This is a genomic window from Bradyrhizobium sp. 27S5, from assembly GCF_037217225.1.
GTDB classification, from domain to species: Bacteria; Pseudomonadota; Alphaproteobacteria; order Rhizobiales; family Xanthobacteraceae; genus Bradyrhizobium; species Bradyrhizobium septentrionale.
Map to the genome: position 1 here is coordinate 2,754,786 of NZ_CP147714.1, position 22,814 is coordinate 2,777,599.

At 64.7% G+C, this 22,814-nt stretch carries 23 protein-coding genes; 11 read left to right on the forward strand and 12 right to left on the reverse strand.

Annotated features, from left to right (window positions below; translation table 11 throughout):
* Positions 1–44 precede the first annotated feature (44 nt).
* The 4 genes from WDM24_RS12850 to WDM24_RS12865 form a co-directional block, all read right to left on the reverse strand.
* Positions 45–1,157, reverse strand: a complete 1,113-nt coding sequence (locus WDM24_RS12850) for an SMP-30/gluconolactonase/LRE family protein (RefSeq protein WP_338831485.1) — start codon at positions 1,155–1,157, stop codon at positions 45–47.
* Positions 1,158–1,350: 193 nt separating this feature from the next.
* Positions 1,351–2,265 (reverse strand): SDR family oxidoreductase, encoded by a 915-nt coding sequence (locus WDM24_RS12855; protein WP_338831486.1) that lies wholly within the window; start codon positions 2,263–2,265, stop codon positions 1,351–1,353.
* A gap of 155 nt (positions 2,266–2,420) precedes the next feature.
* Positions 2,421–3,560 (reverse strand): thiolase C-terminal domain-containing protein, encoded by a 1,140-nt coding sequence (locus WDM24_RS12860; protein ID WP_338831487.1) that lies wholly within the window; start codon positions 3,558–3,560, stop codon positions 2,421–2,423.
* A 4-nt stretch (positions 3,561–3,564) separates the two neighbouring features.
* Complete coding sequence (locus tag WDM24_RS12865; RefSeq protein WP_338831488.1) at positions 3,565–3,978, reverse strand: Zn-ribbon domain-containing OB-fold protein; 414 nt, start codon at positions 3,976–3,978, stop codon at positions 3,565–3,567.
* A 230-nt stretch (positions 3,979–4,208) separates the two neighbouring features.
* On the opposite strand from WDM24_RS12865, the gene WDM24_RS12870 reads away from it, so the two are divergent.
* From WDM24_RS12870 to WDM24_RS12900, 7 genes are read left to right on the forward strand one after another with little or no spacing between them, the layout of a single operon-like run.
* Positions 4,209–5,459: an amino acid ABC transporter substrate-binding protein gene (locus tag WDM24_RS12870; protein ID WP_338698324.1), complete on the forward strand. Its 1,251-nt coding sequence runs from the start codon at positions 4,209–4,211 to the stop codon at positions 5,457–5,459.
* Positions 5,460–5,504: 45 nt separating this feature from the next.
* The gene (locus WDM24_RS12875; protein ID WP_166297761.1) at positions 5,505–6,428 is read left to right on the forward strand and encodes a branched-chain amino acid ABC transporter permease; all 924 of its coding nucleotides are present in this window, start codon (positions 5,505–5,507) and stop codon (positions 6,426–6,428) included.
* Positions 6,421–7,341 (forward strand): branched-chain amino acid ABC transporter permease, encoded by a 921-nt coding sequence (locus WDM24_RS12880; RefSeq protein WP_338831489.1) that lies wholly within the window; start codon positions 6,421–6,423, stop codon positions 7,339–7,341. The genes WDM24_RS12875 and WDM24_RS12880 overlap by 8 nt, the downstream gene beginning before the upstream one ends.
* The gene (locus tag WDM24_RS12885; protein ID WP_338831490.1) at positions 7,331–8,059 is read left to right on the forward strand and encodes an ABC transporter ATP-binding protein; all 729 of its coding nucleotides are present in this window, start codon (positions 7,331–7,333) and stop codon (positions 8,057–8,059) included. Before WDM24_RS12880 ends, WDM24_RS12885 begins: the two co-directional genes overlap by 11 nt.
* Positions 8,049–8,768: an ABC transporter ATP-binding protein gene (locus WDM24_RS12890; protein ID WP_338831491.1), complete on the forward strand. Its 720-nt coding sequence runs from the start codon at positions 8,049–8,051 to the stop codon at positions 8,766–8,768. The genes WDM24_RS12885 and WDM24_RS12890 overlap by 11 nt, the downstream gene beginning before the upstream one ends.
* Positions 8,769–8,824: 56 nt before the next feature.
* Entirely contained in the window at positions 8,825–10,174 is a 1,350-nt protein-coding gene (locus WDM24_RS12895; protein WP_338831492.1) for an amidase, read from the forward strand.
* Positions 10,167–10,853, forward strand: a complete 687-nt coding sequence (locus tag WDM24_RS12900; protein ID WP_166297756.1) for a DUF2848 domain-containing protein — start codon at positions 10,167–10,169, stop codon at positions 10,851–10,853. Before WDM24_RS12895 ends, WDM24_RS12900 begins: the two co-directional genes overlap by 8 nt.
* 2 nt (positions 10,854–10,855) lie before the next feature.
* Here WDM24_RS12900 and WDM24_RS12905 read toward each other — a convergent pair whose 3' ends face one another.
* Entirely contained in the window at positions 10,856–11,629 is a 774-nt protein-coding gene (locus tag WDM24_RS12905) for a transglycosylase domain-containing protein (protein WP_338831493.1), read from the reverse strand.
* A 156-nt stretch (positions 11,630–11,785) separates the two neighbouring features.
* Here WDM24_RS12905 and WDM24_RS12910 point away from each other — a divergent pair, with 156 nt between their 5' ends.
* From WDM24_RS12910 to WDM24_RS12920, 3 genes are all read left to right on the forward strand, one after another.
* On the forward strand, positions 11,786–12,529 hold the full coding sequence (locus tag WDM24_RS12910; RefSeq protein ID WP_338831494.1) for a 2OG-Fe(II) oxygenase: 744 nt from the start codon (positions 11,786–11,788) through the stop codon (positions 12,527–12,529).
* A 12-nt stretch (positions 12,530–12,541) separates the two neighbouring features.
* Positions 12,542–13,204, forward strand: a complete 663-nt coding sequence (gene alkB / locus WDM24_RS12915; protein WP_338831495.1) for a DNA oxidative demethylase AlkB — start codon at positions 12,542–12,544, stop codon at positions 13,202–13,204.
* A gap of 160 nt (positions 13,205–13,364) precedes the next feature.
* Positions 13,365–14,579 (forward strand): MFS transporter, encoded by a 1,215-nt coding sequence (locus tag WDM24_RS12920; protein ID WP_338831496.1) that lies wholly within the window; start codon positions 13,365–13,367, stop codon positions 14,577–14,579.
* 93 nt (positions 14,580–14,672) lie between these two features.
* Here WDM24_RS12920 and WDM24_RS12925 read toward each other — a convergent pair whose 3' ends face one another.
* From WDM24_RS12925 to hpaH, 6 genes are all read right to left on the reverse strand, one after another.
* A complete protein-coding gene (locus WDM24_RS12925) occupies positions 14,673–16,301 on the reverse strand; it encodes a thiamine pyrophosphate-dependent enzyme (protein ID WP_338831497.1) in 1,629 nt (542 codons plus the stop codon).
* Between the two features lie 24 nt (positions 16,302–16,325).
* Positions 16,326–17,198, reverse strand: coding sequence for a fumarylacetoacetate hydrolase family protein (locus WDM24_RS12930; RefSeq protein ID WP_166297751.1), 873 nt, complete (start codon positions 17,196–17,198; stop codon positions 16,326–16,328).
* A 10-nt stretch (positions 17,199–17,208) separates the two neighbouring features.
* Positions 17,209–18,192 carry a 3,4-dihydroxyphenylacetate 2,3-dioxygenase gene (hpaD, locus tag WDM24_RS12935; RefSeq protein ID WP_338831499.1) on the reverse strand — a complete coding sequence of 328 codons (984 nt, stop codon included), beginning with the start codon at positions 18,190–18,192 and terminating at the stop codon, positions 17,209–17,211.
* A 142-nt stretch (positions 18,193–18,334) separates the two neighbouring features.
* Positions 18,335–19,879: a 5-carboxymethyl-2-hydroxymuconate semialdehyde dehydrogenase gene (gene hpaE, locus WDM24_RS12940; RefSeq protein ID WP_338831501.1), complete on the reverse strand. Its 1,545-nt coding sequence runs from the start codon at positions 19,877–19,879 to the stop codon at positions 18,335–18,337.
* A complete protein-coding gene (locus tag WDM24_RS12945) occupies positions 19,872–20,270 on the reverse strand; it encodes a 5-carboxymethyl-2-hydroxymuconate Delta-isomerase (RefSeq protein WP_338831502.1) in 399 nt (132 codons plus the stop codon). Before WDM24_RS12945 ends, hpaE begins: the two co-directional genes overlap by 8 nt.
* A gap of 21 nt (positions 20,271–20,291) precedes the next feature.
* Complete coding sequence (gene hpaH / locus WDM24_RS12950) at positions 20,292–21,098, reverse strand: 2-oxo-hept-4-ene-1,7-dioate hydratase (protein WP_338831503.1); 807 nt, start codon at positions 21,096–21,098, stop codon at positions 20,292–20,294.
* Between the two features lie 111 nt (positions 21,099–21,209).
* On the opposite strand from hpaH, the gene hpaR reads away from it, so the two are divergent.
* Entirely contained in the window at positions 21,210–21,740 is a 531-nt protein-coding gene (gene hpaR, locus WDM24_RS12955; RefSeq protein ID WP_338831504.1) for a homoprotocatechuate degradation operon regulator HpaR, read from the forward strand.
* Between the two features lie 35 nt (positions 21,741–21,775).
* Here hpaR and WDM24_RS12960 read toward each other — a convergent pair whose 3' ends face one another.
* Positions 21,776–22,771: a GntR family transcriptional regulator gene (locus tag WDM24_RS12960; RefSeq protein WP_338831506.1), complete on the reverse strand. Its 996-nt coding sequence runs from the start codon at positions 22,769–22,771 to the stop codon at positions 21,776–21,778.
* Between the last annotated feature and the right edge of the window lie 43 nt (positions 22,772–22,814).

Genomic DNA, 22,814 nt, shown 5'->3' on the forward strand with positions numbered 1-22,814 from the left:
GGCCCCCGTGCGCAATCGCGCACTAGGCCGGGACGACGGTTAGATCAGCAGTTATGCGCGCCTCTGGTCTCGACATAGACCGCATAGAGCGATTGGCTCGCCGTCATGAACAGGCGGTTGCGCTTCCTGCCGCCGAAGGTGAGGTTGGCGCAGGTCTCCGGCAGCAGGATCTGGCCGATGCGCTGGCCGTCGGGCGCGAACACCTGCACGCCGTCATAGCCCGGGCCGACCCAGCCGGCGCCGACCCAGATGTTGCCGTCGATGTCGACGCGCATGCCGTCCGGGAAGCCCGACTTGCCGTCCAGCGTCATGTCGATCAGCGTGCGCGGGTTGGAGAGCTTGTCGCCGTTGAGGTCGTACTGCCAGACAATGTTCTTGGCGTTCGGATAATGCGTGATGCCGGTGTCGCAGACATAGACCTTCTTGTAGTCGTGGCTGAAGGCGATGCCGTTCGGCTTGAACGGTTCGTCGGCGACCTTGGTGACCTGGCCGGTCGATGTGTCCAGGCGATAGACCGCTTCCTTCTGGTAGGGCTGTTTCGATCCGGTGTTGGCCAGTTGGCCTTCATAGATCGAGATCGCGCCATAGCCGGGATCGGTGAACCAGATCGACTTGTCGTTTGGATGCACGACCATGTCGTTCGGCCCGTTGAGCTGCTTGCCATTGGCCTGCTCCGCCAATGACGTGACGGTTCCATCGTGCTCGTAGCGCACGAGGCGCGTTCGCTCGGCCGTGATCTGCCGGCCCTCGAAATCGAAGGTCGAGCCATTGGCCTCGTTCGACGGCTTGTGGAACTGCTCGGAGATGTGGCCGTCGTCGTCGAGATAGCGCAACTGCCGGTTGGCCGGGATGTCGCTCCACACCAGATACTGGCCCTGTGCGTTCCAGGCCGGGCCTTCCGCCCACAGACAGCCGGTGTAGAGCCGCTTGATCGCGGTGTTGCCAACCTTGGCCTTGAAGCGCTTGTCGTCGATCACGACGATATCCGGGTCGGGATAACGCTGCGGCTCCGCGTTGCGGCCGAAGTCGCGCGCGGCAGCATCGGATGCAGCCATCGCAGTTGCAGCAAGCGCGGTTGCGCCGCGCAAAATGGTTCGACGGTCGAACGCCTTCGCGCCCTCGTCCTCGTGTTTCTGAATGTTGCTTGGATTTGCCACGAAAGTCCTCCCAGGTTTTTTGTTATCGGGAGGGCGATCATGCACCCGCAATTCTGGCACAATGCGGGCACGCGATGATGAAACAACCAAAGAGTGTGTCGCCCCAGGCTCGTGCGCGATTGCGCGCAGAGTTCACCGAGGCGACTTTTTCATAAAACTGTCAGATCGGATCCCAAGATCAGATCAGTTCAGTTCAGATCGGATCCCAGGTGAAGACGTCGGCCGAGCGGTCGAGCTTGGCGAACGATCCCCTCAGCGCCGGCATGCCGTGTTCGGCAATGGTCTCGGGCGTCCAGCCTTCGCCGCGATGAACCGAGCGCACCGGACGATGCTGGCCGAACAGGAAGATCTCATTCATGCGCACGCCGAAGATCTGCCCGGTGACATCCTTGGCGGCGTCGGAGAGCGGATAGGCGCAGACCGGCGCGATCTTCTCCGGGCCCATCTGCTTGATCTTCTCGACCCGCGCCTTCTCGGCATTGGTCTCGGTCGGGATGGTGCCGATCATGCGGGTCCAGGCGAACGGCGAGACGCAGTTCGAGCGCACGTTGAAGCGGCCCATGTCGAGCGCGATCGACTTCGACAGGCCGACGATGCCGAGCTTGGCGGCGGCGTAGTTGGCCTGGCCGTAATTGCCGATCAGGCCGGAGGTCGAGGTGAAGTGCACGAACGAGCCCGACTCCTGCTCGCGGTAGATGCGCGCTGCGGCGTGGCTGACATAGAACGAGCCCATCAGATGCACCTTGATGACGGCCTCGAAGGCTTCCACGCTCATCTTGTGGAAGATCATGTCGCGCAGGATGCCGGCATTGTTGACGACGCCGTCGAGCCGGCCGAAGTGGTCGGTCGCGGTCTTCACGATCTTGCTGGCGGGAATCGCTTCCGCCACCGACTCGAAATTGGCAACAGCCGTTCCGCCGCGCTTCTTGATCTCCTCGACCACTTCCTCGGCAGGCGCGGCGCTCGAGCCGCCACCGTCGGCGGCGCCGCCGGGATCGTTGACCACGACCTTGGCGCCCTCAGCCGCGCAGAGCAGCGCGATCTCGCGGCCGATGCCGCGGCCCGCGCCGGTGACGATGATGACTTTATCCTGCAGTGATTTTGCCATGTGGGTTCTCCTTGTTGCTCTATGTTCGCAGGCCGATGCGGAGCCCCACTTGTCATGCGCGGGCTTGACCCGCGCATCCACCCTTCTTCAGAAGATGGATTGCCGGGTCAAGCCCGGCAATGACAGATTGGGCGCTGCGCTTGCGCCGGCCATTGCTATCGTTCGTTCGTAAAGATGACCGTGCCTGACGCGGCGAACATGCCGCCGACGCCGTGGCAGACCGAGATCTTCGCGTTCGGCACCTGCGCCGGCGCGATGCCGCGCATCTGCCGCACGCTCTCCTGCAGCGCGTACATGCCGTACATGCCGGAATGCATGTAGCTCAGCCCGCCGCCATTGGTGTTGAGCGGCAGCTTGCCGCCGGGACGGGTGTTGCCGTCGGCGATGAACTTGCCGGTTTCCTCATGGGGCATGAAGCCAAGGTCGCCGAGGCCGTAGAGCGGCAGATGCGCGAAGGCGTCGTAGATCATCAGATGGTCGACGTCCTTGTGCGCGATGCCGGCCTCCTTGAAGGCGAGCGGACCCGCCACCTTGAAGGCGCGCGATGAGTCAAACGTCTTCATCTGGCTGACCATCGGCGTTTCCACGCTCTCGCCGGTGCCGAGGATGTAGACCGGCTTCTGCGGGAAATCCTTGGCGCGGTCGGCCGAGGTGAGGATCAAGGCGCCGCCGCCGTCGGTGACGAGGCAGCATTGCAGCAGCCGGAACGGATAGGCGATCATCCGTGAGTTCAGCACGTCGGCAACCGTGATCGGGTCCTTCATGGTCGCCCGCGGATTCTTCGCCGCCCATTCGCGCTGCACGACCGCGACCATCGCAAGCTGCTCATGGGTGATGCCGTGCGTTTTCATGAAGCGCAGCACGGGAATCGGGAACATGCTCGGCGGTCCATAGACGCCGAACGGTGACTCGAACTGGCCGTTGAGGCTGTCGGCTGCGGTGAAGCGCGGCTGCTTGCCGATCATCGACTTGCCGCTCTCGGCATGGGTGATCAGCACGGTCTTGCAGAGGCCGGCCTCGATCGCCGCCGCGGCGTGGCGGACATGCAGCATGAAGGAGCAGCCGCCGACCGAGGTGCCGTCGACCCAGGTCGGCCTGATGCCGAGATAGTGGGCCATCTGCTGCGGGGTCTCGACCGCGGTGGCGAAGCCGTCGATGTCGGACAGCTTTAGGCCAGCATCCGCGATCGCGTTCAGTGCGGCATCCGCGTGCAGCTGGATCTGCGACATGTTCGGGATGACGCCGAGTTCGGTGGTCTCTGCCGCACCGACGACGGCAACCTGGTTTCTGCGCATCGCGTTACCCCTTCGCCGGACGGAACAAGGGAAGGGTGATCTTGTCGTCGAGCACCTCGAAGGCGACCTCGAGCGGCATGTCGAGCTCGAGCGCTTCCGGCGTCTGCGGACAATCGATGATGTTGCTCATCAGGCGCGGGCCCTCGTCGAGCTCGACGATAGCGATCGCATAAGGCGGCGTGAAGCCGGGCGCCGCAGGACGATGATTGATGACATAGCTGTAGAGCTTGCCCTTGCCGCTGGCCTTGAAGACGGAGACCTTGCGCGAGGCGCAGGACGGGCAGAACGGCCGCGGCGGAAAGTAGACATTGGCACAGGCGTCGCAACGCTGCAGGCGCAGCTCGCCGGCCTTGGTGCCATCCCAGAAATGCTGGGTCTCAGGCGTCGGTTTTGGTTTTGCGCGCGCGGGCTCGGCCATGTCTGATGTTTCCTCCCGAAATCGTTACAGACTTGATGCGCCATTGGACCGAGCCCCGTCAACGGTCCATCCGTGCCCCGCGCAGCGGCCTGTGTTTCGCGCATGCCGCATATTCCGCCCCTCGCACAATTGCTAAGGCCGCGATGCTTGTGTCGCTCCGATCCGGCGCGTAGAAGGGCCGCGGTCCAAGATACGTCAAGGGCACGTTCAAGATACCCGGGAGGAATAATATGATGCTGAGGATCATCGGCGCGGCACTCGCTGCCAGCCTCGCATTCGCCACACAAGCCACGGCCGCCGACGCACCGTCGGAAATCAAGATCGGCACGCTCTACGCGTCCTCCGGACGCTACGCCTCGATCTCGATGCCGGTCTACAGCTCGCTGAAATTGTGGGTCGAGCAGAAGAATGCCGAGGGCGGCGTCTTCGTGAAGGCGTTCGACAAGAAGATCCCGATCAAGCTCGTCTCCTATGACGACCAGAGCAACACCGCGACTGCGTCTACGCTTTATAACCAGCTCGTCACCCAGGATAAGGTCGACCTTTTGGTCGCCGATTCCGGATCGGTGCTGACGGCGCCAGCGGTTGCGATCGCACGCGATCACAAGATGTTCCTGTTCGACCAGACCGGCACCGGCGCGAGCTTCTTCTCCAAGGACAATCCCTACATCGCGCTGATGGCCGATCCGGTGTCGACCGTCTGGCCGAAGCCGGTCGCTGACTTCATCAGCCAGGACGGCCCTGGCCTCGGCATCAAGAAGGTCGCGATCCTCTACGCCACCAACGAATTCACCGGCACCCAGGCCAACGCTTTCAGAAAGTTCGTCAAGGATTCCGGCGCGCCGATCGAGATCGTCTACGACCAGGGCGTTCCGACCGAGACCACCAACTACAACGTGATCATCAACAACATCAGCAAGACCAATCCCGACGCGGTGATCCATTTCGGCTATGCGCCGAACGACATCGCCTTCCTGCGCAACGTCCAGGACGTCGGCACCAAGTTCAAGATGCTGTTCGCGATCTATGCCGGTCTCGAGACCGAGCTGCTCGAGAAGAATGTCGGCGCCAAGGGGCTGGAGCACATCTGGACCTATGTGCCGCCGTCCGAGCTGGATTATCCCGTCAATTTCGGGATGACCATGAAGGATTTCCGCGACGCCTGGCTGAAGAAGTACAACGACGGCAAGATGGAGTTCGGCTTCAACGCGGTGGCCGGCTACACCACCGCGCTGGTGGTCGAGAAGACGCTGTCGGTTGCGACCAGCCTCGATCAGATGGAGCTGCGTCGCGCCGTGTTCTCGCTCAGCGGCCAGCTCAAGACGCTGGACGGCACCTTCGCGCTGGACGAGACCGGCGGCCAGATCGGCGAGCTGACGCCGCTCGGCCAGCTCACGGTCGACGAGCACGATCACATCAAGTTCGTCTCGATCTATCCGCACGAGACCGCCAACGGCAAGCCGATCTATCCGGCGCCGTGATGCGATTTTCGGCGGCAGGCGTAACCTTCGGCGGCGAGCGGTAGCATGACCTATGCGCTCGTTGCCGGCGTGCTGTTCGGGCTGTATTTCAGCCTGGTCGGCATCGGCCTCAATCTCGTGTTCGGCGTCATGCGCATCGTCAATCTTGCGCATGGCGACATCCTGATGCTGGGCGCCTTCATCGCGCTCGGCGTGGTCGGCATCGCCGGCATCGATCCGCTGTTCGCGGTGCCGCTGGCCTTCGTGGTGTTCGTGCTGGCGGGCGTGCTGCTGTACTGGGTGCTGGTGCCGCGGCTGCAGGGCTCGGCCAATCCGGAAATGCTGTCGATCATCCTGTTCTTCGGCTTGTCGCAGGTGATCGAGGCCGTCACCACGATCTTCGCCGGCACCAGCGAGCGGTCGATCCAGAGCCGGCTGCTCGGCACCGTGTTCACGACCATCAAGGTGAAGTGGTTCGGCGGCAAGGCCGGCGGGGCAGGGCCGATCCAGATCTTCGGCCAGGGCTTTCCCGCGCCCTGGGTGATCGCGGCCTGCACCAGCCTGATCGCGATCGCGCTGGTCTACCTTTATCTCTATCACACAAGGCTCGGCACCCTGACCCGCGCGGTGATGTCGCGCCGTGACGAGGCGCTGGCGACCGGCATCGACGTCGATCGCGTTTCGGCGGCGGCGTTCGGCATCGGGCTCGGCATCGCGGCGGTCGCCGGCGTGTTCGCGCCCTTCATGTTCGGCTCGGTGACGCCGGCCTTCGGTGCCGATGCGACGGTGACGTCGTTTGCGATCGTCGTGCTCGGCTCGCTCGGCAATCCGCTCGGCACCGCGCTCGGCGGTGTCGTCTATGGCCTCTGCTACATGCTGGTGCAGACCTATCTCAGTTCCTGGGCCGACCTGTTGCCCTATGTGTTGCTGATCGTGATCCTGTTGTTGCGCCCGAGCGGTCTGCTCGGAAGGCGGGTGCGCGTTGCCTAGCGTATCGAAGCACCTGCTGCTCATCCTGGCGCCGCTGGTCGTGGTGTTCGCACTGCTGCCCGGCGTCTATCAAAACCATTTGCTGCTGTTCAACTTCGTGATCTTCCTGATCCTCGCGCAGGGCGTGAACATCATCTATGGCTTCACCGGCTATCTGCCGTTCGGCTATGTCGGCTTCTTCGGCGCCGGCGCCTATGGCTTTGCCATCATGGTAATGCATCTGCAGACGCCGGCGCCGTTGGCCGTGGTGGTCGGCGGCCTCGTTGCGGTGGCGCTCGGCCTGTTGCTGACGCCGCTGCTGCGGCTGTCGGGCGCCTATTTCGCGATCGCCAACCTCGCGGCCTCGCTCGCGGTGCTGCACTTCGTCGCCAACCCGGCGCTGGAGGGGATCACCAAGGGCCCCTATGGCGTGTCGCTGACCGGCACGTTCAACCCGACCCACGCCTATTACGCCGCCGTCGTCGTGATGGCGCTGACCGTCGGTGCCGTGGTCTATCTGAAGAACTCGCCGTTCGGGCTTGCGCTGCAGGCCGTGCGCGAGGATGCGGTGTCGGCCTCGATGGCCGGCGTCAACATCATCAAGATGCGGGTGATTGCCTGGCTCGCCTCGGCGCTGGTCGCCGGCCTCGCCGGCGGCATCTACGCCTGGTACGTCTCGGTGTTTTATCCCGACAACGTGTTCTCCGGCGAGTTCAGCATCTTCGCGATCGTGTTCGCGCTGTTCGGCGGCGTCGCCACCATCACCGGACCGATCGTCGGCGTGCTGATCCTCTACGGCATCTACAACCTGATCGGGTTCACGACGCCGCAATATTTCCAGCTGATCTATGGCCTCTTGATCATGGGGCTGGTGCTGTTCCTGCCCGCAGGGCTGGTGTCGCTGGCAACGCGCAGGGGGTGGCATGTCCCCTGAGAAAACCCCCATTCTCAAGGTCTCCAAGCTGGTCAAGCGCTTCGGCGGTTTCCACGCGCTCGACGGCTTGAGCTTCCATGTCGTGCCGGGCGAGATCCTCGGGCTGGTCGGCCCCAACGGCTCCGGCAAGACCACGGCGATCAACGTGATCTCGGGCCTCTATGCGCCCGACGGCGGCGAGGTCGTGTTCGACGGCACGTCCTCTGGCGGCGTCGCCTCGCACAGGCTGGTTCATCGCGGCATCAACCGCACCTTCCAGGTGCCAAAGCCATTCCTGTCGCTCACGGTGCGCGAGAACATCCAGGTCGCGCTGGCCTATGGCGGTGCGACCGGCGCACCGTCGATCCCCGAGCTGCTCGAGGATTTCAGGTTGAAGGAGGTCGCCGACCGCCCCGCCGCCGATCTCAACAGCGCGCAGCAGAAGATGCTCGATCTGACCCGCGCGCTCGCGACGCGGCCCCGGCTATTGCTGCTCGACGAACTCGCGGCCGGTCTCAACCCGGCCGAGCTCGACTGGATCGCCGGCCGCATCAAGGCGCTGGCCGCAACCGGCATGGCGATCATCGTGGTCGAGCACCTGATGGGCTTCATCGAGCAGATCACCGACCGCGTCATCGTGCTCAATGCGGGCAAGGAGATCTTCGAGGGCACGCTTGCGACCGCGGTGCGCGAGCCGCAGGTGATCGAGGTGTTTCTGGGAGGCGAGCATGCCCACTGATGCAGCGCCGCTTCTGGACGCCAAAGGCGTCGATGCCGGCTACGGCACCATGCAGGTTCTGTGGGGCGTCGACCTCGACGTCCGCCCCGGCGAGACCGTGCTGCTGCTCGGCGCCAATGGCGCGGGCAAGACCACCTTCCTGAAATCGCTGGTCGGCCTGATCGAGGCCCGCAGCGGCCATATCAGGCTCGGCGGCGAGGACATCACCAAAATGCGATCTTCGGACCGCATGAAGCGCGGCATGACCTACATGTCGGAGCTTGCGGTGTTTCCCGATCTGTCGATCGAGGAGAACATCCGGGTCGGCGCGCAGGCGCTCGGCCATGTCAATCCGGGCGGGCGGGTCGACGAACTCTACGGCCTGTTCCCGGTGCTGCGCGACAAGCGCCGCGACCCGGCCTCCAGTCTGTCCGGCGGCCAGCGCAAGATGCTGGGCATCGCCAAGGCGCTCTCGGCCGAGCCGAAGCTCCTGGTGATGGACGAGCCCTCGGCCGGGCTGTCGCCGCTGTTCGTCAAGGAGGTGCTCCGCGCCTTGTCGAGCCTGCAGGGCCACGGATTGGCACTCTTGATCGCAGAGCAAAATATCGGTTTCCTTGAGATTGCCACCCGCGTATTCGTGCTGGAAGGCGGGCGCATCCGTTTCTCCGGCACGGTTGCCGAGATGAGCGGCAATGAAGACCTGCACCGCGCCTACTTCGGGTTGAAGTGATCCGGATCGGTGCGGCTATTCGGGCGACAACAAGGTCCAACTGTGAAGTGAAAACCATGCCCAAAAATCCGACACTCGCCTCCCTTGCCGCCGATCTCGAAAGCGGCGCGACCTCTGCCCGCAAGCTCGTCGAGCAATGCATCGCCAGGATTGCCGATCCGGCCGGCGAGGGCCAGCGCACCTTCATCCATGTCGACCGCGACGCCGCGCTGGAAGCCGCCGATGCCATGGACCGGCTGCGCAAGGCCAATGCCGCGCCGTCGCCGTTTGCCGGCATTCCGGTCTCGATCAAGGACCTGTTCGACATCAAGGGGCAGGTGACGCGCGCGGGCTCGCGGGCGCTGGACGATTCGGCGCCAGCGGATGCCGATGCGCCTGTGGTGGCGCGGCTCAAGCGCGCCGGCTTCATCGTGATCGGGCGCACCAACATGACCGAGTTCGCCTATTCCGGCATCGGCATCAATCCGCATTACGGCACGCCGAAAAGCGCCTGGAACCGCAGCGTCGGCCATGTGCCCGGCGGCTCGTCCTCGGGGGCTGCGGTCTCGATCGCCGACGGCATGGCGTTCGGTGCGCTCGGCACCGACACCGGCGGCTCCTGCCGGATCCCGGCGGCGTTCAACGGCATCGTCGGCTACAAGCCGACGCAGCGCCGGATTCCACTCGATGGCGGCGTGCCGCTGTCGTTCACACTGGACAGCTACGGCCCGCTGGCGAATTCGGTCGCCTGCTGCGCCGCGCTCGACGCCGTGCTGGCCGATCAGCCGGTGACGCCGCTCGCGCCGCGCCCGGTGAAGGGCATGCGGCTCGCGGTGCCGACCACGGTTGCGCTCGACGACCTCGATGATGCCGTCGCAAAAACCTTCGAGCGTGCGCTGGCCGCGCTGTCGCGCGCCGGCGCGCTGATCGAGCGGATCGAGGTCCCTGAACTGCTCGACGTCGGCGTCATGAACGCCAAGGGCGGCTTTGCCGCCGCCGAGAGCTATGCCTGGCACCGCTTCCTGCTCGCCAGCAAGGGCGACGTCTACGATCCCCGCGTCGCCGTGCGCATCCAGCGCGGCGAGGGCTTTCCGGCCGCCGACTATATCGATCTGCTCAATGTGCGGCGCTCTTTCATCGCCCGCACCGAACAGCGCATCGCGCCCTATGACGCGATGGTGCTGCCGACCACGGCGAACCTGCCGCCGACGATTGCCAGCCTCGCCGATGACAAGGCATTCGGCACCGAGAACCTGCGCGCGCTGCGCAACTGCACGCTGATCAATGTGCTCGACGGCTGCGCCATCTCGCTGCCCGCGCATCGCGAGGGCGAGGCCCCGGTTGGCCTGATGCTCGCGGCCGCGGGCGGTTCGGATCGCCGCATCTTCGAGCTTGCGGCCGGAATGGAGACCGTCATCCGTGTTTGATCTCACCTTCAATGTCGACGACAAGGGCGTCGCGACGCCGCTGACGCTCGAAATCAAGCAGGCCGTGATCGCCGGCTGGACCGGCCGCGATCCGGTGGCGCGCGACAAGCACATTGCGGAGCTCGAGGCGCTCGGCATCGCACGGCCCGCGACCACGCCGATCTATTACCGCTGCTCGGCGCGCCGGCTCACCTTTGCCGACACCATCGAGGTCTGCGGCGAGGAGTCGAGCGGTGAGGTCGAGTTCGTGCTGATCGGCTGGCAGGGCCGTATCTTCGTTGGCTGCGGCTCCGACCATACCGACCGCAAGGTCGAGAGCTACAGCGTCACCGTCTCGAAGCAGATGTGCGACAAGCCGATGGCGTCTGAACTCTGGGAGCTCGAGGACGTCATCGGCCATTGGGACCAGCTGGTGCTCCGCGCCTGGGCCACAATCGGCGGCCAGCGCGTGCTCTACCAGGAGGGCACGCTCGATCACATGCTGCCGGTCAAGGACCTGATCGCCCGCGGCTTCGACAAAGGCGCGCTGCCCGACGGCTGCGCCATGTTCGGTGGCACCTTCGCGGCCAAGGGCGGCATCCGCCCGGCCAGCCGCTTCGAGTTCGAGCTGGAAGACCCGGTGCTGAAGCGGAAGATCGGCCACGGCTACGACGTGGTGACGCTGCCGGTACGGGGCTGATCTCAGAGCGCTTGCTGCTGCATCGTCTTGACGGGAGGCGGGTCGCGGAATGCCAATGGCCGTTCTCGCGCGGCCATGGCCTCGGCATCGCTGATGATGCCCGTGTGTTGCATTCGAGCGATGACGAGGTTTCGCCGATCGAGCGCGATGTCTCTCCGCCGATTAAGCAGCGCTGGCATTCGCGGCAGAGCAACGATAAACGCGATTTCGTCAACAGCTAGCAGGCCGAGTGGTCTCCCGAAATAGGCCAGTGACGCGGAGCCGACGCCATAATTGCCGCGACCGAAATAACTTTCGTTCAAGTAGATTTCGAGGATTCTGTCGCGTGACAAGGTTCGTGCGACGCGCTGCATGAGCACGATAGTGGCAATGTGCATGTCGATCCCACGGCAACAGTCGGTGGAAAAGGACATCAGGCAACGCGTGACGGATTGTATTATGCCCGACGGTGGTCCTTTGCCTCCGTTTGCGGCGGCATGTGCGATGCCGATGATTGGACTTAGCGACCGCGCTTCGTAGAAGTCTGGTTGCTCATAGGCAATCGCGGCTTTGCGAAGCAGCGGTGGTATGTCGGCGAGGGAGATGTAGGTCCGATCCGGGGCAGCCGTGCAGGCGGGGCCCGTCGTCGATATCGAGGCAAGCCCATCCTCGCTCGGGAGCCCCAGAGCGTACTCGTAGTGCCACACGAGCCAGCCCGCGAAAAGCAGCAGTCCGATACCGACCAGCGAGACTGCCGACAGGATCAATTTTGCGGCAACGATGACAAATTTTCGCATCGATGATCGGTCGATCCCACAGGTCGGTCTGTCCGTAGCCAATCTGGTGCTGGAACAAGTCGAAATTTGGCCGGTTTGCGTGAAGGAAGAAGGAATGAGGGCGGCTCGCCGGAAATCGGGTGGCGTGAGCCCCGATCATGGGCGAGACTCCACCTCATGACAGCAACCGCCAAAACCATCACCCGCCCAGCCACCGGCATTCCTGCCCGCGTCGACGGGCTCGACTGGGACCAGATCACCGCCGACCTCGACGGGCAGGGCTGCGCCGTCCTCAGCGGCTTGCTGACGCCTGGGGAATGCGATGCCATCGCCGCGCTCTATCCCGATGACGGCCGGTTCCGCAGCAGGGTCGTGATGGGCCGTCACGGTTTTGGCCGCGGCGAATACAAATACTTCTCCTATCCGCTGCCGGACCTGATCGCGGAGCTGCGGCCGGCGCTGTATGCGCGGCTGACCGCCACGGCCAATCGCTGGAACGAGACCATGGGGATCGATATCAGCTATCCCTCGTCACACGCGACGTTCCTGAAGCGCTGCCATGATGCCGGGCAGACGCGGCCGACGCCGCTGCTGCTGCAATATGGCGAGGGCGACTATAATTGTCTGCACCAGGATCTCTATGGCGAACACGTGTTTCCGATCCAGGTCGCGATCCTGCTGTCGGAGCCGGGGCGCGATTTCACCGGCGGCGAATTCGTGCTGACCGAGCAGCGGCCGCGGATGCAGTCCCGGCCCGAGGTGGTGCCGCTCACCAAGGGCGATGCTGTGGCGTTTGCCGTGCACCACCGTCCGGTGCAGGGGACACGCGGACCCTATCGTGTCAATCTGCGCCACGGCGTCAGCCGTATCAGGTCGGGCCATCGCCACACCGTTGGCGTGATCTTCCACGACGCAAAGTGAGTGCGCTGACGCGTGGCCGCTGATCTGTTCGAGACAATTGGCGATGCAAGGCCGCCGCGCGAGACGATCGCCGACGGCGCGGTGCTGTTGGGCGGCTTTGCCAAGCCGTTCGAGGCCGAGCTGATCCCGTCATTGCGCATCATCATCAAGCAGGCGCCGTTCCGGCATCTGATCACGCCGGGCGGTCACCGGATGTCGGTCGCAATGACCAATTGCGGCAGCGTCGGCTGGGTCTCCGACCCCAACGGCTACCGCTATGATCCGATCGATCCTGACACCGGAAAACCCTGGCCGGCGATGCCGGAGGTGTTGCGCAGGCTCGCTGCCGACGCTGCGGATGAGGCCGGCTTCACTGGCTTTGCGCCGGAGGCCTGCCTGATCAATCGCTATGTGCCGGGCGCAAAACTGTCGCTGCATCAGGACAAGGACGAGCTCGACTACGCGGCGCCGATCGTCTCGATCTCGCTCGGGCTGCCGGCGATCTTTCTGTTCGGCGGCTTGAAGCGTAGCGATACGCCGCGCCGCTACCGGCTCGAACATGGCGATGTTGCGGTATGGGGCGGACCGTCACGGCTATTTTATCACGGCGTGGCGGCGCTCGCTGATGGCGAGCACAGCGTGCTCGGCCGCCAGCGCATCAATTTGACCTTCCGCAAGGTAGCTAAAGCGCGATGAGATTGGGTTGCATCGTCATCGCGCTTTAGCTCTTTGTTTGAGCATGATCTCCGCGCAAACGCGTTCCGCGTTTGTCGCGAGGGAAAACCGCTTCGCACTTTTCCGGATCATGCTTTAGCTCCCCCTCCCGCAAATCGGAGAGGTGGTCTAAACTCCTGATATGACCACCAAGGCCGACCGCGCCGTCAACCGCACCGGCGTCTATCTCGCCGTGCTGCAGCTCGTCTTCACGCTGGGCTGGACCACATACCTGATCTATCTGCCAAAGCTGTGCGCCGAAGTCGGCATTGCGCCGACGACCGTCATCCTGATCCTGATGATGGACCAGGGCATCTTCACCATCACCGACACGGCGATGGGCATGGCTGCCGACCGGATCTCGAGACTGGTCGGCCGCCTCGGCGTGTTCGTCGGCATCCTCGCCGCGATCTCCTGCGCCGCCTTCATCGCGCTGCCTTACGTGGCGGGCACCGGGCCGGGCGCCAAGATCTGGCTGATCGCGCTGATCGTAATCTGGGCGGTGACGTCGTCGGCGTTGCGCGCGCCGCCGCTGACGCTGCTCGGCAAGTATCGGGCCGAGCCGTCGGTCCCGTTTCTCGCCGCGCTGGCGATGCTGGGCTATGGCATCGCCGGTGCGGTGTCGCCCTATCTCGCCGTTGTGCTGCGCGATCACGATGCGCGTCTGCCGTTCGTGTTGTCCGGTGCGGTGCTGCTGCTGACCGCGCTGGCGTTCTCAGGGATCGAGCGCCGCATCGCCGAGGAGGCGCAGCCGGAGCGGCTTGCGCCACCGGCCAAGCGGCTCGGGGCGGTGCCGATGTTCCTGATCGCGTCGATGGTGCTGCTTTCGCTCGGCTATCAACTGCACTTCAATATCAACAGCGCCCCGTTCTACCTGCGCTTCGCCACGGCGGATAATCTGCAATGGCTGATGCCGGTGTTCTGGATCGGCTTCAACATCGCGATGTTTCCGGCGAGCATCGTCGTCAGGCATCGCGGCGGCCTGATCGTGATGGGTGCGGCGGGGCTGCTCGGCGCATTAGCCATCATTGCCGCGGAGATTGCCGGAAGCCTCAACGCCCTGATCGTGGCGCAGTTCCTGGCGGGGGCTGCCTGGGGCTGCATGCTGATGAGCGCGGTGTCCGCAGCACTTGCGATCGGGGAGACCGGCGCGGAAGGCAAGGTCACCGGCCTCGTGTTTTCGGCGCTGGCGCTGGCGACCCTTGCGCGGATGGCGGCGGTCGCCGGCGGCTTGCAGAAGATACCGGACTATGCGCCGCTGGTGCACTGGGCGCCGGTCGCCTGCTGGTCGGTCGCCGGCGCCGGCCTGCTCGTGATCGCCGCGTCGCGGCTGCAACGCGGCGTGAAGCAGACTTGATTAGCATCGTCATTCCGGGGCGCGAAGCGAACCCGGAATCTCGAGATTCCGGGTTCGATGCTTCGCATCGCCCCGGAATGACGAGCATTTGGCTTAGTTATTCCGCGCCGGATGGATGAACGCCCAGGGCGAAACCTCGGAATCTGTCGGCACCTCCACCGAGATCACGTAAGGGCCGCCGTCGGCCAGCGCCTTCTCCAGCACCGGGCGGAAGTGGTCGGGCGAGGTGACGCGCGCGGCGCCGACGCCGAAGGATTCCGCGAGCTTGACGAAATCGGGGTTGACCAAATCGGAGGCGACGACGCGGCCGTCGAAACGCTCGCGCTGGTCGCGGCGGACATTGCCATAGGCATTGTTGTTGAACACCAAGGTCACCACGCCGATCCTGAACTGCACGGCGGTGGCGAGTTCCTGCACGCCGAACATGAAGCCGCCATCGCCGGTGATCGCGACCACCGGCTTGTTCGGGTTGGCGACCTTGGCGCCGAGCGCGGTCGGGAAGCCCGAGCCGAGCGTGCCCTGATAGCCCGAGGTGACGAAAGTCCGCGGCTCGTAGATCGGAAAGCCGTACCAGGAGGCGAAGCCGACCTGCGACAGCTCGTCGGTGACGATCGCGTTTGCCGGCAGCACCTCGCGCAGGATCTTCAGATAGGCCATCTGCGGCTGGACGCGCTGGATCTCCTGCTCGGTCGCAGCGGTAGCCTCGCGGATCGCTGTGCGGCGGCCTGAGGTCTTGCTGTAGCCGGCCTTGCGGACGGCGGCGACGAGATCGGAGGTCGCAGCCTTGGCGTCCGCGATCACGGCGGCGTCAGCCGGCCAGCGCCGCAGCTCGACCGGATCGATGTCGATCCGCACGCATTTCAGGCCGGCCGGCTGATAGGGCCAACGCGACATCGTCGGCAGCTCCATGCGGGTGCCGATGCCGATCATCAGGTCGGTCTTCGGCCACAGTTTGTAGGCCGAAGCCATCGTGAGTCCGAGCTCATGCGCGTTGGAGACGATGCCGCGGCCGCTGCGGAACGCGACCACCGGCGCGTCGATCATCTCGGCGAGCTCGAGGATTTCCTCGCGCGCCTCGATGGCGCCGCTGCCGACGAAGATCATCGGCGCCTTGCTGCCGGCGATCAGATCGGCGGCCGCCTTGATACGGTCCGGATCGGGCTGCGGCGCCGGCAGCGGGTCGAACGGCTTGACGGCCGCGACCTGGGTGCGCTGGGTGAACACGTCCCAGGGCATTTCCAGCGAGGCCGGGCCGCGCCGGCCCGACAGCATCTCCTGGAACGCACGCGACACCATCGCGGGCGCGTTGTCGGGGTATTCGATCCTGTCAGCCCATTTCACGAAGCTGCGCAGCGTTGCGAGTTGGTCCGGCATCTCGTGCAGATGGCCGCGGCCCTTGCCCAGGAATTGCGTCGGCACCTGTCCGGTCAGGCACAGCACCGGCTCATTGCAGCCGAAGGCGGTGAGCAGCGCCGCCGAGGCGTTGAGCACGCCGGGGCCGGGCACCACGCTGAACACGCCGGGCTTGCCACTGGAGCGGGCGTAGCCGAACGCCATGTAGCCGCAGGCCTGCTCGTGCCGGGCGCCGATCACCTTGAGCTGCGCCTGGTGGAACGCATCGAACAGGCCATAGATCTGGGCGCCGGGCAGGCCGAACACGGTGTCGACGCCGTGGGCGACGAGGCCGTTGACGATCGCTTCGCCGCCGGATGTTGAGGTCATGGCACTGTCCACTTGCTTCTCGGGTTAGATCGCTTCGTCGACGACGCCGTTGCGCAAAATGCCGACGCCTTCAGCCTCGACCTCGACGACGTCACCGGGCCTCAGATAGCGCGGCGGATCGAACCGTGCACCTGCGCCGGTTGGCGTCCCCGTGACGATGATGTCGCCGGGAACCAGCGTCGTGAAGGTCGAGATGTAGTTGATGAGGTAGCGGAAGCCGAAGATCAAGCGCGAGGTGCGGTCGTCCTGCCTGACTTCGCCGTTGACCCGCGTGGTCAGGCGGATATCGGCGATCTGCGCTTCGCCGGTGTAGGGCACGATCCACGGGCCGAGACTACCGGTGGAATCGAAGTTCTTGCCCTGGGTGACGTTGAATTTGGCGTGGCGCACCCAGTCGCGGATGGTGCCTTCATTGCACAGCGTGATCGCGGCGATGTGATCGAGCGCGGCGCTCTCGGCAATGTGCCGGCCGGCCTTGCCGACCACGAGCACCAACTCGCCTTCATAGTCGAGCTGCGGCGAGATGCGGGGGCGCACCACCGGCGTGTTGTGGCCGACGAAGGAGCGCGGCACCCGCAGGAACATGCTGGGATATTTCGGCGCGTCCGAGCCGTCCTTGTACTCTGCGTTGCGGTCCGGATAGTTGACGCCGATGCAGATGATCTTGTCCGGCGCCGGGATCGGCGGCTGCCAGGCGACTGCGTCCAGCGCATGGTCGGGCGCGCGCTTGGCGGCGTCCTCCACGAGCTTCGTCAGCGCGCCGGCGGCGATCGCCTCGCGCAGGGTCGGATAGTCCTTGGCGAAGCGCGACGAGAGGTCGACGATGCCGGTGTCGGTGACGGCGCCATACTTGGTAGCGCCGTTGACGGAGTAAGTGGCGAGGCGAGGAGCTGACATCGGAAATCCCTCAATCCGCAACCAGCACGTCGGCGACGAAGCGCGGCTCGCGCACGGTTTGCCCTGCGAAGGTCGAGCCCTCCTCGAACCAGGAGCGCGGCGCCGGCGCGCCCCACAGCGTCTGGCGGCGCGGATCGCGTAGCGACCAGCGCAGCGGCTCATGGTCATGATCGCCGGTGAAATAGTCGCTGGTGTAGAGCTCGATGCGGTGGCCATCGGGATCGCGGATATACAGGAAGAACGCGTTGGAGATGCCGTGCCGGCCCGGGCCGCGCTCGATATTCGCAAGGAAGCCGGAGGAGGCCATCACGTCGCAGAGATGCACGATGTTCATCGCGGTCGGTACCCAATAGGCGATGTGGTGCAGGCGCGGTCCCTTGCCGTTGGTGATGGCGAAGTCGTGGACGTTGCCCTTGCGATGCATCCAGGCGGCTGCGATGCGGCCATTGTCGCCGTCCTCCTCGGCATATTCGGTGAGGCGGAAGCCGAGCCGCGCGTAGAAATCGACAGTGTCCTGCACCTCGGCGGCGAACACGTTGAAATGGTCGAGCCGCTGCGGATGGCAGCCCTTGTAGAGATCGTAGCGCCGCAAGAGATGCGGGCGCTTCTCCATCGTGGCATAGAGTTCGATCTGGAAGCCGAACGGATCGGTGAATTGCAGGGTGCGGCCCTGGAACGGCTGGTCGACGAAAGCATAGGCAACGCCATTTTCGGAGAAGAAGGCGGCCGCCTTGTCGAGATCGCCGTCATTACCGACCTTGAAGCCGAGCCGGTTGCAGGCGGCCTTCGGCGCCTTGCGCAGCACCACCGAGTGATGCTGGTGCTCCTCGCTGGCGCGCAGATACACCGCCTTGTTGTCGCGATCCTCGATATGGAGGCCAACTGTGTTCGAATAGAAAGTGGCGCTCTTCTCCAGGTCCGTGACGTCGAGCACGGCATGGCTGCAGCGGATGATGTTGAAGGGCGGATCGAAGACGTGTGTCGGAACGGGCATCGGCGTTTCCTCTATTTGTTCGTCATTCCGGGGCGGTCCGCAGGACCGAACCTCAGATGCGCGGTTGCGCATCGGGGAATCTCAAGGTTCTACAATGCGCAATTGCGCATTGGGGTTCGCTGCGCGCCCCGGAACGACGGGTTCAAATTCCCAGTTTCTGAATCTTGTGCGTCCCGCGGGCGAGCGAGACGTGCTTGGTTTCCATGTAGAAGTCGAACGAGTAATCGCCGCCGTCGCGGCCGATGCCTGATGATTTCATTCCGCCGAACGGGGTCGGCAGATGGCGGACGTTTTCCGAGTTGAGCCAGATCATTCCGGCTTCCAGCGCATCCGCCACGCGCAACGCGCGGCCCATGTCGCCGGTCCAGACATAGCCGGTCAGGCCGTATTGCACGCCGTTGGCGATTTCGATGGCGTCAGCCTCGTCCTTGAACGAGATCACGGTCAGGAACGGGCCGAACACCTCTTCCTGCGCGACGCGCATGGTCGGGTTGGCGCCGGTCACCAGCGTCGGCTGCACATAGTGTCCGCCGCCGGGGCCGTCATGCGGCTTGCCGCCGACCGCGATCGTGGCGCCGTCCTTCTTTGCGACGTCGAAATAGCTGCAGACCTTGGCCAGATGCCGTTCATGGATCAACGGCCCGATCTCGGTTGTGGGATCGAGGGGATGACCGACCTTGAGTGCCTTGACGCGCGCGGTCAGCTTCTCGATGAACTTGTCGGCGATGCTCTGCTGGACGAGGAGTCGGCTCGACGACGTGCAGCGCTCGCCGTTGAGCGAGTAGATCATGAACACGACGGCATCGAGCGCGCGGTCGAGATCGGCGTCGTCGAACACGATCACCGGATTCTTGCCGCCGAGCTCGAAATGCACGCGCTTCAGGGTCGGGGCACCCTGCGCCATGATCGCCGAGCCCGTCGTGCTCTCGCCGACAAAGCCGATCGCCTTGATGGCGGGGTGTTCGGTCAGCGCCTTGCCGGCCTCTTCGCCGAAACCGTGCACGGTGTTGAGCACGCCGTCGGGGAGGCCGGCCTGTTTTGCAAGTTTCACCAGCAGGTCGGCCGTGACCGGCGACCATTCCGCCGGCTTGTGCACCACGGTGCAGCCGGCGGCAAGCGCAGGTGCGATCTTCCAGGTCGAGAGCATGAACGGCGTGTTCCACGGCGTAATCACGCCGACCGGACCGATCGGTACGCGGGTCGAGATGTTCCAGTGTTCGTCCGACGGCGTGTTGAGGCCGTCGCGCGCCTCAGTGCATTTGTCGGCGAAGAAGCGGAAATTCTCCGCGGCGCGGATCGCGGCCTTGGCCATGAAGCGGTGCGCCTGACCGGTGTCGATGCATTCGAGCACGGCGATGTCGTCGGCGCGCTCCTCGATCGCGTCGGCGACGCGATGCAGCAGCTTGCGGCGCTGCGCCGCCGGCATGTCGCGCCAGGCCTTGAACGCCTTGGAAGCAGCGGTCGCGGCGCGGTCGATATCCTCGGCATTGCCGCGCGCGACGGTTGCCAGCACGGTGCCGTCGATCGGCGATTTCGTCTCAAAAGTCTGGCCGGAGGCCGCCGGGACGACCTTGCCGTCGATCACATTGCCGATGCCCTCTGCCTTCAACTTGGCGAGCAGGGGGCCGGCGCGATCGCGATTGGCCTGGAATACGTCGGCGGCGGATTTCGAGGTGGCTTTATCCATTGACCGTCTCCACCTTCAGTGCCTCGTGGATGTTGTTGCGTTTCCAGCTGGTTTCCTTGTCGTTGATCTGCATGTCGAACGACAAGGCGAATTTGCTCTTTGCAAATACCGGATCAAGATGCGCCGACAGCGCCTTGAAGATGTGTTCGCCGGCCTTCTTGCGGGTGGCGAGATCGCGGCCTTCGCCAAGCCGCAGCACCATGTCGAGGAAGCCGTAATTCGCGCGACCGTCGGCGATCGCGTAATGCTCGCATCTGACGGCGCGGACGCGGATGCCGCCGAGCGGGAAGATGCCGGTCTCGATCGCAGCCTTGCGGACCAGTTCGACTGTTACGCCGATGTCGACGAGGCCGTCGAGGTTGGCGGAATATTCAAGCGTGAAATGCGGCATGCAGCGCTCCTGCTGAGTGCGTCAGGCGAAGTAGCAGCTCACGGAACCGTACGGTCCGTAATCGGCCTGAATGGTGTCACCCTTGCGGGTCTCGATCGGGCGGATGAAGGAGCCTGCCAGCACGACCTGTCCGGCCTCCAGCGCCAGCCCGTTCGGGGCGATCTTGTTGGCGAGCCACGCCACCGCGGTCGCCGGATGATTCAACACGCCGGCGGCGAGTCCGGTTTCCTCGAGCTGGCCATTTCGGTAGCAGAGCGCGCCGATCCAGCGCAGATCGGCTTCCAGCGGACGGACCGGCCGGCCGCCGAGCACGATGCCGGCATTGGCGGCGTTGTCGGCGATGGTGTCGAAGATTTTTCGCGTTGCCTTGGTCTCGGGGTCGACGCGTTCGACCCGTGTATCCAGGATTTCCAGTGCCGGCACCACGAAGTCGGTGGCGTTGAGCACGTCGAACAGCGTGCAGTTCGGCCCAGCCAGGCGATGCTTCATCACGAAGGCGAGCTCGGCCTCGACGCGGGTTGCGATGAAGCGGTCGGTCGGCACCAGGCCGCCATCGGTAAAGAACATGTCGTCGAGCAGAATGCCGGAATCGGGCTCTTCGATGTTGAGCGCGCTCTGCATCGCCTTCGAGGTCAGGCCGATCTTGTGGCCCTTGACGACGCGGCCCTGCGCCACCTTCATCTCGACCCAGGCCTTCTGAATCGCGTAGGCATCTTCGAGGGTGATACGGGGGTATTCCAGCGACAGCTGGCGGATCTGCTTGCGGGTCTTTTCCGCAGTGTCGAGCCGTTCGGCGGCAGCGCGGATATCGTCCTTGGAGAGGGCCATGCGTGATACACAAAAGTGGATGCTGGGGAGATGATTAACATGTTAAGTGAATTCCCGCAAACTGAATCGGGGCATGCTGCAACGCAAAAGATCGTTGTGGTGGATTGAGCGATGGCGCGAAAAAATAACGACACGCGGTCGGGGCAGGGTGATGAAGGATCGCCGCGTCGCACGCCGATGCGCGAGTTTTCGCGCTCGCTGCCGATGTCGCTGCTCCGCGCCCGCGAAGCGGTGATGCGGCAATTCCGTCCGTCGCTGCGCAATCACGGGCTGACCGAGCAGCAATGGCGGATCCTGCGTGCGCTCACCGCGGTCGACGAGATCGAGGTCACCGAGCTCGCCCGTACGGCGTTTCTGCTCGGCCCGAGCCTGTCGCGAATCCTGCGCGATCTCGAGGCGCGCCAGTTGATCGAGCGCAAGGCGGCGGCGACAGACGCGCGACGTGCGGTGGTTTCGATCTCCGCCAAGGGGTTGAAGCTGATCGAGGCGGTGGCGCCGACCTCGGAGGTGATCTACGCCGCCATCACCAGGCGCTATGGCGCGCGCAAGCTCGCGGAACTGCAGGAGATGCTGGGCGCGTTGGAAGCCAGCCTTGCCGGAATGAGCTCCACGGATGATGTCGAGCTCGATGCGGACGAGTAGCCGGCAATTTGCGCGATGGCGCGCAGCAGTGCCGGTCAGGCCATGTAGGGAACGCGCGAAATCACGTTGATGGCACGGAATTCGGCGATCCAGCCGGCGACCTTCGAGTGGGACCACTCGATATGCCGGCGCAGGGTCGCGGCCGCCGCATCGCCGTCGCGGGCGCGCAAAGCTTCGATGATCACCAGATGCTCGTCCATGAAGGAATCGATCTGCGGCGCGGTCAGGGCCACCTGAATGTGCTTGCCGATCACGAAAGCGCAGTGGGTGCGCTTGAGGGCTTCGAGCATCTCGCGATTGACGCCGTAACCCAGGCACTGGATATGGAGGTCGCCCTCGATCTCGTCGAGTTCGCCGACGCCGACCCGGTCGCGATATTGGATGCCCTCGCGCAGCCGCTCGGCCATCCGGTCGAGCAGCGCCGCCGGTATCTTTGCGGCAGCCGATTTCAGCAGCAGCGGTTCCAGCGTCGCGCGCATCTCGAAGATGTCGCGAACGCGGTCCTCGTCCAGCGGCACCACGTACCAGTGGGCCTTGGCGCCTTTCTCCAGGATTCCGATCGCCTGCGCGCGTAGCAGCAGGTTGCGCGCAACCGTGCGCCCGACCCGGAAATGCCGCGCCAGTGCGAGCTCGCTGACGCGGAAGCGTCCGAACAGCGACCGGTAGATGATCTCGCGTTCGAGCTTGTAATAGAGGGCGTCCCAGGCGTCGCTGCGCACCGCCTCGACCGGCCCGTCGGTCAGCCCCAGCATCTCCGGCGTGATCGGGACGCGACGCGGTTCGACCTGGCGCTTGCCGGCGATAACGCCGCGGCCGTCGAACCGGCGCACCAGGCCGATAAGCTCCAACTGCTCGAAGGCCTGCCGCACCGGGGAGCGGCTGGAGCCGAACATGGTCGCAATCGCCGATTCGGAGAGAACCGTGCCGGGCGGCACGTCACCGGTCCGGATGCGCTTGGCCAACGCGGCCTTGATCAGCGCATAGGCCGGTTGTTTCCGTCTGGTCTGCGATTTCGCTCTTGGTATCGACATGGATGGGTGCTCGGCCGCCACACTAACACGTGATCGCGTCGCG